The organism is Vibrio sp. S11_S32 (genome assembly GCF_014694465.1).
Taxonomy (GTDB): domain Bacteria; phylum Pseudomonadota; class Gammaproteobacteria; order Enterobacterales; family Vibrionaceae; genus Vibrio; species Vibrio algicola.
This window is the reverse complement of the sequence record NZ_JAAUWS010000005.1, coordinates 48,529-62,700: the sequence shown is the minus strand read 5'-3', so window position 1 is coordinate 62,700 and position 14,172 is coordinate 48,529. Positions and strand designations below refer to the sequence as shown.

Below are 14,172 nucleotides of genomic sequence, written 5' to 3'. Positions count from 1 at the left end.
CGTTTATTGGGGCTGTGATCCTAATAATTGTTGGCGCAGTTTGGGTTCGGATGTTTTGGGGGATAACCAAATACTCAAAAAGGCGGGCCCAAAATCGACGTCTTTAATCGAACCCATTGCTTTTACTGAGTGAGTCGCATGGCTGGCAAAATAAAATGTACTCACACCTTGTGGGTTAACCAATAAGGTTAATTGATTGCCAGAGCTGACGTTGGGCCAAATTTTATCTAATTCAGCGAGCCAAACGTCGGTCTGATTGGAGGTGATCCCTAGCCGCTGCCATTGATCTTGAGTCGCTTCCAGTAAGTCATTTTTTGAGATGGATTTAAGGTAAGTTAGGCGTAATGCTTTGGTATCGGATTGATCAACATTGCGATGGCTGGCAAATAATTCAGCTTGGTATAAATCCCAAAACAGATACTGCACCTTGCCTTGGCCCAATTTGTGTAATTGAGCGAGATTCAACCCCTCATCGCTGTGAGCTGAAACGGAAAAGCTAAGTAATATCAATGATAAACATAATTTAAACATAACCACTCCTTTATCTTTTCCTTATATCTATTCTATTCAATATTTGAGCAATTGGAATGCGCAAAAAAAGCCGCAGATCCGTCCTTGGCACAGCCTACGCTATGGCACTTTATGATTGATTGTCTGTTTATTGAGGGCTTTTTTGCGCCGATTTTTAGGATTGAGTGCGGCTACTTTATGCTTTAAAATATATTTGTCAGCGGAAGCTGAATGCAATGGGTTAAGCATGCGATAGCCCACCACCAGTAGCGGTAATAAAATGGCCCACGACAATGCTAATACGGTAATTAACCATGGATAATCCCATGTTGCTTGCATCGCACCGGCTTCTATTCCGGCTAAATAACTGCTGGTTCCTGAAATTGCCCCTAAGATATAGGCGAGCCATAAAGGCTTATTGGTGAGCCAATGTAGGCTGTGGTTAAAGCTGACTAACAACATTGCCCACAATAGTCCTAACCAAGGTGGAAAATAAATATATTGGCTGGAAAAAGTGGCGCTGGCAGAGAAAGTGCCAATGGCAAGATGAATACTATCGACCATTAAGGCAGGAGCCAGTAGCACTAACACTTTGGCATCGGCCAGCTTGGTTGGTGACAAGCCAAAGTGCAGCAACAAAATAGCGATCATCCAATAAGTGGCCTGTTCGGTATAAAAAGCCGCACAGAACCAACTCAGCTGGAACAGCGCGAGATTAATAATCCAAAATCGACGCATCATTCGGACTCATATAACGCGGTTTTCTTGCCATGACATGATGAGTGCTGATCACCCGCTCCATAAATGCTCCTTCGCAATAGCAAAGGTAGAATTGCCATAAACGTTTGAACTCTTGCTTATAACCGAGTTGCTCCAATTCACTCCAACTTGATTGAAAGGCTTGGTTCCAGTCGTTAAGCGTTCTGGCGTAATGCAAGCCAATATCTTGAATTTCGTCCACCACCATATCGGTACTGGTGGCGATGTGTTTGCTCATTTCGGCAATCGAAGGGAGGCAACCACCCGGGAAAATATACTTTTGAATAAAATCGACATTTTGACGGTACTGATGATAACGACTATCGGCAATGGTGATCGACTGCAATAGCATTTTGCCGCTGGGTTTTAGCAGTTGTGAGCATTGAGTAAAGAAAGTCGGTAAGTATTCATGTCCGACCGCTTCAATCATTTCAATCGATACTAGCTTGTCATATTGACCTTCCAATAAGCGATAATCTTGTTTGAGTAACGTGATCTTATCTTCTAAACCCCATTGTTTGACTTGCTGTTGCGCATAATCAAATTGCGCATCGGATATGGTGGTCGTGGTGACATGGCAACCGATATGTTGCGCCATATAAATCGCTAACCCGCCCCAACCCGTACCAATTTCAATCACGCTATCCGTCGGTTGCAGTTCAAGTCGCTGACAAATTAGCTGCATTTTATATTGCTGCGCGGCGGCTAAATCGGCGGTCTCTTGGCTGTATATCGCCGATGAATACAGCATGGATGGATCGAGGAAGCGTTGGTATAACTCATTACCGATATCGTAATGGGCAAGAATGTTGCGCTTCGATCCGGTCTCGCTGTTGAGGTTTTGACGGCGTAGCCACCAGTTTTTAATACTGCTTATCCAGCGGGTTTTACTTTCAATTTGATCGAGTTGAGTTTGGTTACGCGCCATTATTTGAATAAGCGCGGTGAGGTTGGGAGAGCTCCATTTAGCGTCAATGTAAGCTTCAGCCGCGCCAATGCTGCCGTTAAATATCATGTCTTTGAAAAAGCTGCTGTCATGGATAGTAATTTGACCTTTAAGCGGCGCATTATCCTCACCAAAAATACGGCGATGCTTGCCTTCTACTATAGTCAGTTGACTATCGGTTAAATGAGTTAAGATCGAAAAGATCAGTTGACGATACTGTTGATGATCTTGGTTTGATAAACTTGCGCTTAACGATCCTGATCGTAATGAGGCTTCAGAATTGAGTGCATTACTTTGCTTTGCTAAATGATCCATTTTAACCTCGACTCTTGATAACGGTTTCTTGTTTTACTGCTCTTTTTTACTTATTTTTTCTGTATAGCTTGCTTTATTTGGCGTGCGGATGAGCGACAAAAGGCACCCGTTTAACCAATAATTTTAAGGCTTGCCAGTAAATCCCCACTACAATCTTTAAAGTGATAGATGGCGTGCTCGTCACTGTTTTGGCTAACTGGCGCGCATCGAATGTTCGTTTTTTTAACGCCAGTGTTGCATCAAATACTTTGTCTTTTTTATCTTGCTCTAAGCCATTGTGATCTTGTTTATTGGCATTGAATTTGTGGTTCTCAATGTGCACTAAGGCATGGCTATCTGGTGCCGATACCCTCCAGTGGTAATCCATATTGAGTGTCATAAAAGGTGACACATGAAAGGCTTTTTTGGTCACCGTTGGCGCATTTGGATCGACTAGATAATAATGTCGCTCTTTCCAAGGTGTGTTGCTGACCTCGGCTAACATCCATTGGCATTGCTGATCTTGGTCGTAGCAAAAATAAAAATTTACTGGGCTAAAATACAAACCTAAACAACGGCATTGCGCCAACATCAAGACTCTATTGTTGCTATTCCAATCAGCGCCTAAGCTCTGTAGTTTCAAACCAATACGCTGCTTGAGTGAGTCTGGATCATTTTTTAAACGATTATTTTTATCATTTTCTTGAGTCTCATCTTGCTTCAAATAATCTTGCTCACAAAAGCGGATTGGATTGAACCATTTAGTGCCAAATAATCGGCTTTTTTGAGTCAGATGATGCAGTTCATCCAGATCGATGCCCAACATATAAAGCTGGTAGCTAAATTGATGAGGAATATCCCCAAAGCGACGATGGCGAACGCTGCCGACATAGATCCCGCTATGGTTGCTAACATGGCTTATCGCGGGGCTAACAGGCTGGCCGCTTGGCTTATGGGTAGGTTTGTTTGACTGAGTTATCATAGTGATACGCCAAAGTGTTGTGTCACATCGAGCGCGCTGCGCACCCCATCTTCATGAAAGCCGCTATACCAATAAGCGCCGACAAAATGAGTGTGATTTTTGCCCGAAATTTTCGAACGTTGTTTTTGCGCCGCCACACTATCGCTATTTAATACCGGATGATGGTAAATAAACTTTTGAATGATTTTGCTGGCATCAATACTGTCGGTTTGATTTAAGGTGACACAAAAGGTTGAAGCGCTTTCAAAGCCTTGCAATATGTTCATGTTGTAAGTCACGCATGCTTGGCGTGGTGGTTTGCTATTTTTATTGATATCTGAAGCGAGTGGTTTACGCTCATCTGACAATAAATCGCCATCGCCTAACAGATCGCCATCAAGCAAATAATTCCAACTGGCCCAAGCCAACTTTCGCTTCGGTAGCAAGGCGGTATCGGTATGCAAAACCACTTCATTACGGCTATAGGGAATATTACCGAGTACGGCTTTTTCGTCTTCGCTGGCATCGCTTAATAAGGCGAGAGCTTGATCTGAGTGACAAGCAAAAATAACCTCATCAAATACCTGCGTTTGTGGCAAGCCATTGGCCGAACTTGGGTTGAGCACAATCGACACGCTATCTTGGTGACGAGTCACGGATTGAATATCACTTTGAGTGAGTACCGGTTTGGTCAGGCGAGATAGGATCTGATCCACATACGATTTTGAACCGCCTGCAACCACATACCATTGAGGGCGATCGCTAATGTTGAGTAAGCCATGGTGATAGAAAAATTGAATGAAAAATTTCAGTTCAAATGCTTTCATCTCTTTTAGGCTGGTGGACCAAATCGCCGCCCCCATAGGTAAAATATAATGCTCGGCAAAAAAATCAGAAAAAGAATTGGCGTGTAAGAAGTCACCTAAGGTCTGGTTATTTTCAATGGCATCGCGGTGAAATAACGATTTGCACTGCTTATTAAATTTGATGATCTCTAACAGCAAACGCCAAAAACGTGGACGAAATAGATTACGACGCTGGGCAAATAATGAATTAATGTTATTGCCGTTATACTCAAATCCAGTGGTGCGATTGTGGACACTAAAACTCATTTCAGTGGCACGTTTATTGACACCGAGTGTATCGAGTAACTTGTTAAAGTTAGGGTAAGTTCGGTCATTAAACACAATAAAACCGGTGTCTATCGCATGGTTTTGACCATTATGAGTGATGTCGATGGTGGCAGTATGGCCTCCAACATAATCATTTTTTTCAAATACCGTAATATCGAATTTTTCACCTGAACGATAATTATCGAGTAAATAGGCGCAGGTTAAGCCTGAGATGCCAGAGCCTACAATTGCAATTTTTTTCATTAGGTCATCCTTATCGCTAAGTAGCGCCAAATAAAGTGAGGTAAACAACGTAAAATCTTCATGATCAAAACAAAGCTCAATGGCACATTGATTTCCGCTTTCCCTTTGCTTATCCCTTGTATGATTTTCTGCGCGGCCACTTGGCTGGTAAGTATCATCGGCATCGGGAAATTATTGCGCTCGGTGAGCGGGGTATCGACAAAACCGGGTTGCACCACCGACACTGAAATATGGTGAGGCTTTAAGGTTAGCGCTAAGGTTTTGGCTAAATAAGTCAACCCAGCTTTTGATGCTCCGTAGGCTTCTGCTTTTGGTAAGGGCAAAATAGCGGCGCTGGAGCTGACTAAGACTAATCGACCTCCTTGGGTGATGTTTTTTAACCAAGCTTGCAAGCCATAGCCAATGGAAATTAAGTTGATATTGATGGTTCGCTCAAAGGCCTCGGCATTAAAATTAAGCGGATCTTGTATGTAGTAGCAATCACCGGCATTTAAGATCAGTAAATCGATGTCGTGCTCAAGTTGTGGGTAGTGATGAAAATCGGTTAACTCGAAACAAAGCGTGCGAATGTACGAATTGCTATCCGCCAATCGTTGTAATTTCTCTTCGCTGCGACCACAGGCAATCACTTGATGTCCTTGGTTTGCGTAGCGAATGGCGAGTTCTTTGCCAATACCAGAAGTGGCACCTGTTATCATGACCTTCATATTTATTCCCCTGCTCGCTGTTTGATGGTTTTAATCACGCGACCGAGTAAAGGAATATGTTCATAAACCATCGCGCCGACATCCAAATAATCACGGTGATATCCGACCATCCCTTCTCGTTGCTTTAAATGAGAGTGCCCTTCGACCTTAATCGGTTGGTGATGGTTGAGCTTGCGATGGGTGTAAGTCATAGTCCAATAAATGGCTGCTTCGTGATCTGATTCCACCACATGATGGATAGCAAATTGGCAGTGTTCGACATGGGTATAAATGTTTTTGAAGTAGGCGACTAAGGCACAAATACCGCTCACATGATGCAGTGGATCGATAAACTCGACCTCAGAATGATAAACCTGATGCAGCAACTTAAAGTCTTGCGGCTGCGAGCCTGCTTTTTGCGAGGCTATTTCTTGAGCATTTATGTGTTGCGAGCCTGCTTGCTGCCGATCTAGCTTTGAAGTGCCTAACGCTTGATACATAACAATGAAGTTTTGCAGCCAAGGTTGATGGCGAGTGTGCGGCTCTGATCCGTCAGTCATGTCGATATCCTTATTCTTTTTCTTGCTTAACCCTCCATATGGTCATTCACTTTATAAGTTCAGATTAGCTCTGCTTAAAAAAGTTAATCGCTCGCTGGCGGGCAAATTTATGTTCGACCAAAGGTGGCCAATACTGCTCACTTTTCCCTTGTTTGCTTAAATAGTCATGCGGGAAATGCAGTTGCTTATTTGGCACATTTTTTAGCTCTGGTAGATATTTACGAATGAAGTCGCCATTTGGATCAAATCTTTGGCTCTGTAGGATAGGATTAAAAACACGAAAGTAAGGTTGGGCATCACAGCCTGTGCTGGCGACCCATTGCCAACCGCCATTATTGGCACTGAAATCACCATCGATTAACTGCGACATAAAAAAATGCTCGCCCCAATGCCAATCAATTAATAAGTGCTTAGTTAAAAAGCTGCCGACAATCATTCGCAAGCGATTATGCATCCAGCCAGTTTGGCGTAGCTGTCTCATCGCAGCATCGACAATCGGGTAACCGGTTTTACCTTCACACCATGCTTGAAAATCGGCGTTATCATTACGCCACATTAAGCGGTTATATTTAGTTTGAAAGCACTCACCGGTTATTAAACGTGGGTGATGATGGAGCAAATGCTTATAAAAATCGCGCCAAATCAGCTCATTCAGCCAAGCAAAAGAAGGGTGTTCTGAGTGATAAAGCACTTGAGGATCACGCTGAATAAGTTGCGCTGCCAGTTGTCTGGCACTGAGCGCACCAATGGCAAGGTAGGGGGATAAGCAAGAAGTGCCTTTTACCGAAGGAATATCACGTTGCTGTGAATAATCCGCCACTTTATTAGCCAAAAAATCAGGGATCACTTGGGCTTGTACATCATCAATTAATGGCCAGTGACTCGAGTCTACTCGCGGATAATCAAACAAGATTGGTTCAGATTGAGGTACAGATTTCTGCGATTGGTCGAGCGAGGCTTTCTTGTGCGAGGATCGACTGGTCGATGTAGATTGTGGCGGATCGCGATATTGCACTCCAACTTCTCGGATGTAATTGACCCAAGCTTTTTTAAACGGAGTAAAGACTTTAAACATCTCGCCTTGTTGGTTGAGTATTTTTCCTAGCGGCGCAATGGTATCGCAATCAAAGAGTTGCAAATCAAGACCCGCTTCTATCACTTGTTGATCTCGTTCGATTTCATTGCGTTCAGGTTCACGGTTGGCCACAAGGTGTTGGATATTATTAGCCTGACAAAACTCGACTAATCGCTCGACTTGATCGCTAAAATCATTGGCTTGTAGATGAATAAAATGAATGCCGATTTCCGCCAACTGGGTAGCAAATAATTCAAGATGGCGATGCAACAAATCCGCTTTGATGGGCGCTAAGTGATGTTGCTGCCATTGCTGTGGTGTCGAAATAAATAGTGCGTATTTGGGTGCGTCGTTTGCCGCTTGTGGCTTATTTTCTAAGTCGGATGGCAACAGATGCTTATCATTTAATAATGACAGTAGCGCCGGATTATCTGCTAGGCGAACATCTCGGCGGATCCAATAAAGTGAGCTCAATATCCATACCTCAGTTTGAGTTCTTTCGGGTGTGGCGTTAAGTAAACCTGATCGCTTAAATATTCATTTGGGAATTCTTTTAAATGATGGTTGATTAAGGTCAACGGTACTAATAATGGAGAGTAGCCCTCGCGGTAGGCGTTGATCTCCTCACTTAACGCTTGTTTTTTTTCGGCGGTTAATTGCTTTTTAAAGTAGCCTTGTAGGTGCTGCAAAGTGTTAGTGTGCGATTTACGAGTGGCTTTGATTTTTAGCGCCGTCATTAAGCCGAGAATGTATTGATCGGCTTGCTGCTCTAATGGCTGGTCAGCACGGGCGAGTAGCTGACCAAGGGCGCGATAACTTTCAATATGATGACTCATCACCAGATACTTATGAGCGCGATGAAAGGTAATGAGTTTATGTTTGGTCAGACCCGATTTTCTGGTTTTAAGCCAACGATGATAAACAAAAATGCGGGTAATAAAGTTTTCTTTGATCACCGGATCATTTAAGCGATCGTTTTCTTCAACCGGCAAGCAGGGATTGGCTTGCATAACCTGCTCGGCAAATACGCCAACCCCAGTTGAGGCTGAACCTTTGCCGTGATGATAATACACTTTGACTCTTTCCATACCGCAGGTTGGGCTTTTGGCGCAGAAAATAAATCCTGCCATATCAAAAGTGGTGTTGGCATGAGCTTGACCAAAATCTTTTAAAGCTTGGGTGACATCGCCGCTGCCATCGGGTTGGGAGACGGTAATAATATCGTCATTGAGAATTTGGCGAATGGTCGGTCTTGGCGTTGGTAAGCCGATAGCCACTTCTGGGCACACAGGGACAAAGTCGGCAAATTCACCCAGTTGATCGGTGCAAAATGCCGAACGCTTATGGCCAGCATTAAAGCGAACTTTCTGTCCTAGCACACAAGCACTGATGCCGATTGTCAGTTTTGAATCCATATAAAACCTCATATTCTCTATTTTTGCTACGTGGTAAAAACAATGGAGTAAGTGCTAGGGGCTGTTGATCTTTCGTGATTAAATTTTGTTCGAGAGCAACAGCCTCTAGTAAATAAACTTACCGATTGGGTTAAGTAACTGGCTCCCCCCTTGAGTAAAGTGAATCGCATCACTGGAAACCGTCAAGCAAACACAGCCTTGCTCTGTGAGTGGGCTATGAGTGTGCTTGCCATCCAACCATATAAAATCGCCCGCGTTATATTCCCCCATATCATCGTGAAAACTGCTCTCCAGCAGCAAGGTGATTTCAAAACCATTATGGGTATGAGTTGGAATGCCGCCACCTTTGGCAATGTGTAGCAGTGACATTTTTAAGTGACCATCATCCAGCACCGCGCGAGCGCGAGAGATCTTGCCAAATCCTTGCCATGGTTTTAAGCCGATCGATTTCATGGCTCGTGGCAGGGCAATACGGGTGCCGTTGATCTCAATTTCAGTCACTGTTTTGGGTAATGGTGTCTCGGAAGCCATTTTATCTTCCGTCACATCAATACTGGTGATGCTGTCCATCATGCTGATTTCGTCTATGGTCATATCTAGATCATCTAGATCAGATGACTGCACTAAAATCTCTTGACCTGAAGCCTGTTGAAATAATGCCTTCGCCGACTGCTCGGTTAATTGCATGCTGCGTTGCTGGCAGTGTAGGCACATCTCAACGTGACTGGCCACCACAATTGAAACCGATACGGGTAAATCGCCATCGACGAAACGCTGTAAAATGGTCGTAGTCGGGTGATGTTTAATCATGCTCCTTCTCCCCCATGTATTGCTTTAATTTCTCCAACGCTAATCGCAATCTTGATTTGATCGTACCTATCGGAATATCAAGATGTTGTGCCAGTTGCTCTTGTGACAGATCTTGATAATAAAGACCTCTTATCACTTGTTGCTGAGCTTCTGGAAGGCGATCGAGGTGCAGAAGTAAATGCTTAGAGAGCAGGTGATCTTCAAATTGATGAGTTTGCTCTGTGTTGTGGGCACTGTCGATAATCGAATCTAGTGGCCAAATATCATCCGATAATGACTCTTCTGAGCGAGATTGGATTTGGCGTAACATATCAAAAGCAGTATTACGCATTATGGTGTATATCCAAGTGGTCGCCGCGCTTTTATCGGGATGATACAAATGGGCTTTGCGCCATACTTTGGTCATGGTTTCTTGAATCAATTCTTTGGCTAAGGCTTCGCTGTTGAGTTTACTGATACCAAAGCGTTTTATTTTGGGTGCAAAGAATGTAAACAAGACATTAAAAGCGTGCTTATCCTGATGCTTGGCGACCAAGATCAGATATGGGGTTAGATCTGTTGGCAATAAAGGCTGGGCAGCGATGATGATCTCCTTGTCGCTTAGTCGATACACAATTTGCTGCATAGTCATCACCTTCATTGAATTCATATTGAGTAATACGTTATCAAGCCATGATTGGATCAGGTGTTTTTTGCAGCGACGTTAAAAAGTTTACAACATCTTGAAAGCCTTTGGTTTTAAATCTTCATCATCGAAACTTTAGCTTACTATTTACTTCGACTTGGTCCGAATACCAGAAATTAAGTGGCCAATTATAATTGAAAGTACAGCAAGGTAGGTTTAAAGCAGCATAAGGGGGATAAGGGGGATACCAGCTTGTTGTGTTTGAGCGGTTTTGTCGTCGCTAAAAATAGGCGTTTAAAACATCAATCATTAATACTTACATTTAATATGGGTACTTTGATCACAGAATGGAAACAACGGGTTGCGGTTAGCTCACGAACTACAGGTGTTTATGTTTCTTTTTTGTTAGACATATATTAAAACAGACGCCCCTGATCTCACCTAGGAAATGTCATTATGTCCATGCTTGAAAAAGAATCGGTTATTCCGAATAACTACCGTTATTTAGGTCTTTTTATTGGGCCCCTTATTTTACTTCTTACTTTAATTATTTCACCGCCATTGGAAGGATTAAGTGTGCCCGCTTGGCGTATGATCGGTTTGGCGACCTTGATGGCGGTGTGGTGGGTGACTGAAGCGGCGCCGATTCCTGTTACCTCATTTCTGCCGATTATTCTATCGCCGTTATTAGGTACTGCTTCAATAAAAGAAGCGACCGCGGCATTTGCCAATCCACTGATTTTCTTATTTTTGGGTGGCTTCTTGCTTTCGATTGCGATGGAGAAGTGGAATCTGCATAAACGTGTGGCCTTGTTGGCGATGTTGACGGTAGGCAATAAACCAGCCCATCAAATTGGTGGCTTAATGATGGTAACCGCATTCTTGTCGATGTGGATGAGTAATACCGCGACCGCTGTAATGATGCTGCCGATTGGTATGTCGATCATTGGTATTGTGTGTGGCGAAAAGCGCGATAAAAACCCAGAATTTGCCAGTGCGTTGCTGTTAGGTATTGCATATTCAGCCAGTATTGGTGGCTTGGCGACTTTAATTGGAACGCCACCCAATGCCTTACTTGCGGCCTACTTAGCTGACAGTTACAACATGGAATTAGGTTTTGGCAAGTGGATGATGGTGGGTTTGCCATTGTCGATCATTATGCTGGGCTTTACTTGGGTTTGGCTGACTAAAATTTCTTATAAATTACCCGATACCCAAGAAGGCGATGCGACTGGCTTATTAGGTAAGCAATTAAAAGCGCTAGGTAAGTTGAGTAAAGCGGAGAAATGGGTCGCGGTTATCTTTGTTGGCGCGGCGCTCAGTTGGGTGTTCCGTCCGTTATTAGCTAAATGGACAGGGTTGCCAATTAACGATACCAGTATCGCGATGTTTGCGGCTTTGTTGTTGTTTATTATTCCCATCAATGTGAAGAAACAAGAGTTTATTTTGGATTGGGAAAGCACTAAGAAACTGCCTTGGGGCATATTGTTGTTATTTGGTGGTGGTTTAAGTCTGGCAGCGCAAATAAAAAGCTCAGGCTTGGCTGATTTCATCGGGGATAGCTTAGCGTCAACTGGTGGCATGCCAATTATTATCGTGATGTTGATTGTGACCGCGGCGATTATTTTCTTAACCGAAGTGACCAGTAATACTGCCACGGCCGCTGGCTTCTTACCATTACTTGGGCCAATTGCGATTGCGATGGGACAAAGTCCTGCAATGTTAGCGATACCTGCGGCATTAGCGGCCAGTTGTGCCTTTATGATGCCAGTAGCAACACCGCCAAACAGTATTGTGTTTGCATCGGGTCAGTTGCGAATTAAAGAGATGATCCGCGCCGGATTTATGCTCAATATTGTCGGTATTTTCTTTATTACAGGGATCAGCTATACCTTAGCCGCTTGGGTGTTTGGCTTGTAAGGCGAGACTGTATTTAGAAGTGTATTGTTAAAATAAAATGCGGCGTGACTCGTTAATTGAGTCACGCCGCATTTTTTTGTTATTGAGGAAAGCTAAAGCGAGATTCCCTATCTGCTCGTTCTACTCGCGTATGGAATGACAACTTATTTCAGTCACGCTCACGGTGTAATGACGGTTTATTTCAGTCATGTTTACGGTTGAAGCGCTGATCTGTGAGCATTTTATCCGTGATCTCGCTTTATGCTTTTTCTTTGGCTTTAGTGGGCTAGCTTATAGGTTCTCACAGCAAAGCGAACCACTTTACTTACATGGTTTGACGAGTCGCCGCTACCACGATTTCACGAATACAAACGCCTTGTGGCTGTTGGTAAGCAAACGCCACAGTGCGAGCGATATCATCAGCAACTAATGCGCCGCCCATGCTTGCAGTCCAATCTTTGTAACCATCTTTAATCGCATCTGATGTGGTGTGCGATAACAATTCCGTATCCACTGCGCCAGGGGCAATGGTGGTGACACGAACATTAGAATCGGCCACTTCTTCGCGTACATTTTCAGAAATCGCATGTACCGCGAATTTACTGCCACAATAAGCGGCGTGATTACCAAAGGTTTTGCGTCCTGCCACCGAGCTGATGTTAATGATAGTGCCAGTTTGACGTGCTTTCATTGGTGCAAGCACCGCCTGCATGCCATTCATTAAGCCAATCACGTTAACATCAAACATGGTTTTCCATTCGCTGGCATCTTGTTGATCCAGTTGACCTAATAACATGCTGCCAGCGTTGTTGACTAAACCATCGACTGGGCCAAATTTGGTTTCAGCAATGGCAACCGCATCAACAAAGCTTTGTGCATTAGTCACATCGACTTTAGCGCACAAGGTATTTGGCAAGTTTAATGCTTCTAAACGATCAACGCGACGCGCCAATAATAAAAGAGGGTGACCTTCGCCGCTTAAACGACGGGCGATAGCTTCACCAATACCAGAACTTGCACCTGTAATTACGATTAACTTTTTCATGTGATCACCTTTTTATGACGAAATTGGTTGTCAGAATATTTGATTAAGAGACAAGGTTTTGTTGTCGCTTGTTGGTATGAATGTATCTTACGGATAATATTAATGTTGATATATATGGCATTGGTTGAAATACTATTTCTATATGGAAACAATAAGTGGTTTGGATAGTTAAGGTGGGACAACAAGATGATCAATCAAATTAACTTAAGCGATATCCGCACTTTTGTGTTGATCGCCGAACTGGGCAATTTTACCAAAGCCGCCGAGGCGCTAGAGGTATCACGTTCACATGTCTCCAAGCAGATCTCCCAACTGGAAAGGCAAATGGGGGTGACATTATTGTTGCGAACTACCCGTACTTTAAAATTGACGGCGGCAGGTGAACAATTCTTCCATCAATGCCAAACCAATCTGCAAGGGATCAATCAAGCATTATTAGTGGCGCTGGATGATGTCGAGCAGGTGCGCGGACACATTAAAATTAACTGTGTTGGGGGCTATCTGGGGGAGGAAATCGTCGCCTCCATGTTGTCGAGTTTTATGCTGCAATATCCGGATGTGTCGTTAGAAATGGATTTTAGCAGTCATCGGGTTGATTTGATTTCAGACCAGTTTGATGTGGCATTTCGGATGGGGCAATTAGAAGATGCAGGCTTCATTGGCAAAAAATTACTCGATTTAGAGATGGTGACGCTCGCTAGTCCAAGCTATTTATCGGCCAATGGCCAAGCATTAGATCACCCGAAAGACTTACTACAACATAACTGTTTAACTGGCTCAGTTAAAAAGTGGCATCACCAAACCGTCGCATTGCCACCGTCAGATTTTGATGTGCAAGTGCAAGGGCAATTTCAATGTAAAAATGGTCGCTCATTATTAAACGCAGCGGTGGCTGGGTGCGGCCTGATCCGAGTGCCGAGTATTTATTGTCGCGAGTTGATCGAGCAAGGGAAGCTAGTGAAAGTCATGCCCGATTGGCAGATCCCCAATGTGGCCTTTTCGGCGATTTACCATAAAGACCGTTATCAGCCCAAGCGCCTACGTTTATTGATTGAGCATATTCAGCTGGAATTTGAAAAGCTGTAAGAAAAAAGTGTAAACAGTGTTTATGTTATGATGCTGATAAAGAGTCAAAAGGTAAATTAAACTATCTTTATGTTATTTTTGAGGAGAAAATGTCAGTATTCAATGTCCATTGAAACGTCGTAAAA

At 43.6% G+C, this 14,172-nt stretch carries 14 protein-coding genes; 2 read left to right on the top strand and 12 right to left on the bottom strand.

Features of this window, described 5'->3' with window-relative positions:
• Positions 1-3: 3 nt before the first annotated feature.
• From HC723_RS04810 to HC723_RS04760, 11 genes are all read right to left on the bottom strand, one after another.
• Complete coding sequence (locus HC723_RS04810) at positions 4-531, bottom strand: chalcone isomerase family protein (protein WP_190338382.1); 528 nt, start codon at positions 529-531, stop codon at positions 4-6.
• A gap of 99 nt (positions 532-630) precedes the next feature.
• Positions 631-1,251, bottom strand: coding sequence for a DUF2878 domain-containing protein (locus HC723_RS04805; RefSeq protein WP_190338381.1), 621 nt, complete (start codon positions 1,249-1,251; stop codon positions 631-633).
• Positions 1,226-2,530, bottom strand: a complete 1,305-nt coding sequence (locus tag HC723_RS04800; protein WP_153445790.1) for an SAM-dependent methyltransferase — start codon at positions 2,528-2,530, stop codon at positions 1,226-1,228. The genes HC723_RS04805 and HC723_RS04800 overlap by 26 nt, the downstream gene beginning before the upstream one ends.
• A gap of 73 nt (positions 2,531-2,603) precedes the next feature.
• Entirely contained in the window at positions 2,604-3,491 is an 888-nt protein-coding gene (locus HC723_RS04795; RefSeq protein WP_190338380.1) for a DUF1365 domain-containing protein, read from the bottom strand.
• Positions 3,488-4,846, bottom strand: coding sequence for an NAD(P)/FAD-dependent oxidoreductase (locus HC723_RS04790; protein ID WP_153445794.1), 1,359 nt, complete (start codon positions 4,844-4,846; stop codon positions 3,488-3,490). The genes HC723_RS04795 and HC723_RS04790 overlap by 4 nt, the downstream gene beginning before the upstream one ends.
• On the bottom strand, positions 4,846-5,553 hold the full coding sequence (locus HC723_RS04785) for an SDR family NAD(P)-dependent oxidoreductase (protein WP_190338379.1): 708 nt from the start codon (positions 5,551-5,553) through the stop codon (positions 4,846-4,848). Before HC723_RS04785 ends, HC723_RS04790 begins: the two co-directional genes overlap by 1 nt.
• Positions 5,554-5,555: 2 nt before the next feature.
• On the bottom strand, positions 5,556-6,092 hold the full coding sequence (locus HC723_RS04780) for a nuclear transport factor 2 family protein (protein ID WP_238925411.1): 537 nt from the start codon (positions 6,090-6,092) through the stop codon (positions 5,556-5,558).
• Positions 6,093-6,156: 64 nt separating this feature from the next.
• Entirely contained in the window at positions 6,157-7,641 is a 1,485-nt protein-coding gene (phrB, locus tag HC723_RS04775) for a deoxyribodipyrimidine photo-lyase (RefSeq protein WP_190338378.1), read from the bottom strand.
• Positions 7,638-8,582 carry a YbgA family protein gene (locus HC723_RS04770; RefSeq protein ID WP_190338377.1) on the bottom strand — a complete coding sequence of 315 codons (945 nt, stop codon included), beginning with the start codon at positions 8,580-8,582 and terminating at the stop codon, positions 7,638-7,640. Before HC723_RS04770 ends, phrB begins: the two co-directional genes overlap by 4 nt.
• A 105-nt stretch (positions 8,583-8,687) precedes the next feature.
• The gene (locus HC723_RS04765; protein WP_190338376.1) at positions 8,688-9,392 is read right to left on the bottom strand and encodes a ChrR family anti-sigma-E factor; all 705 of its coding nucleotides are present in this window, start codon (positions 9,390-9,392) and stop codon (positions 8,688-8,690) included.
• A complete protein-coding gene (locus tag HC723_RS04760; protein ID WP_238925410.1) occupies positions 9,385-10,017 on the bottom strand; it encodes a sigma-70 family RNA polymerase sigma factor in 633 nt (210 codons plus the stop codon). The genes HC723_RS04765 and HC723_RS04760 overlap by 8 nt, the downstream gene beginning before the upstream one ends.
• Before the next feature lie 456 nt (positions 10,018-10,473).
• Here HC723_RS04760 and HC723_RS04755 point away from each other — a divergent pair, with 456 nt between their 5' ends.
• Positions 10,474-11,937, top strand: coding sequence for an SLC13 family permease (locus tag HC723_RS04755; protein WP_190338375.1), 1,464 nt, complete (start codon positions 10,474-10,476; stop codon positions 11,935-11,937).
• A gap of 304 nt (positions 11,938-12,241) precedes the next feature.
• Here HC723_RS04755 and HC723_RS04750 read toward each other — a convergent pair whose 3' ends face one another.
• Positions 12,242-12,961 carry an SDR family oxidoreductase gene (locus HC723_RS04750; RefSeq protein WP_190338374.1) on the bottom strand — a complete coding sequence of 240 codons (720 nt, stop codon included), beginning with the start codon at positions 12,959-12,961 and terminating at the stop codon, positions 12,242-12,244.
• Between the two features lie 186 nt (positions 12,962-13,147).
• Between HC723_RS04750 and HC723_RS04745 the strand changes: the two genes are divergently transcribed.
• Complete coding sequence (locus tag HC723_RS04745; protein ID WP_153445810.1) at positions 13,148-14,047, top strand: LysR family transcriptional regulator; 900 nt, start codon at positions 13,148-13,150, stop codon at positions 14,045-14,047.
• The last annotated feature ends 125 nt before the right edge of the window (positions 14,048-14,172 follow it).

Bases quoted from the DNA above. Each gene is read 5' to 3' on its own strand.
- HC723_RS04760 (WP_238925410.1), bottom strand. From the start codon at position 10,017: ATGCAGCAAATTGTGTATCGACTAAGCGACAAGGAGATCATCATCGCT.
- HC723_RS04810 (WP_190338382.1), bottom strand. From the start codon at position 531: ATGTTTAAATTATGTTTATCATTGATATTACTTAGCTTTTCCGTTTCA.
- HC723_RS04745 (WP_153445810.1), top strand. From the start codon at position 13,148: ATGATCAATCAAATTAACTTAAGCGATATCCGCACTTTTGTGTTGATC.
- HC723_RS04805 (WP_190338381.1), bottom strand. From the start codon at position 1,251: ATGATGCGTCGATTTTGGATTATTAATCTCGCGCTGTTCCAGCTGAGT.
- HC723_RS04785 (WP_190338379.1), bottom strand. From the start codon at position 5,553: ATGAAGGTCATGATAACAGGTGCCACTTCTGGTATTGGCAAAGAACTC.
- HC723_RS04790 (WP_153445794.1), bottom strand. From the start codon at position 4,846: ATGAAAAAAATTGCAATTGTAGGCTCTGGCATCTCAGGCTTAACCTGC.
- HC723_RS04755 (WP_190338375.1), top strand. From the start codon at position 10,474: ATGTCCATGCTTGAAAAAGAATCGGTTATTCCGAATAACTACCGTTAT.
- HC723_RS04765 (WP_190338376.1), bottom strand. From the start codon at position 9,392: ATGATTAAACATCACCCGACTACGACCATTTTACAGCGTTTCGTCGAT.
- HC723_RS04750 (WP_190338374.1), bottom strand. From the start codon at position 12,961: ATGAAAAAGTTAATCGTAATTACAGGTGCAAGTTCTGGTATTGGTGAA.
- HC723_RS04795 (WP_190338380.1), bottom strand. From the start codon at position 3,491: ATGATAACTCAGTCAAACAAACCTACCCATAAGCCAAGCGGCCAGCCT.
- HC723_RS04800 (WP_153445790.1), bottom strand. From the start codon at position 2,530: ATGGATCATTTAGCAAAGCAAAGTAATGCACTCAATTCTGAAGCCTCA.
- HC723_RS04770 (WP_190338377.1), bottom strand. From the start codon at position 8,582: ATGGATTCAAAACTGACAATCGGCATCAGTGCTTGTGTGCTAGGACAG.
- HC723_RS04780 (WP_238925411.1), bottom strand. From the start codon at position 6,092: ATGACTGACGGATCAGAGCCGCACACTCGCCATCAACCTTGGCTGCAA.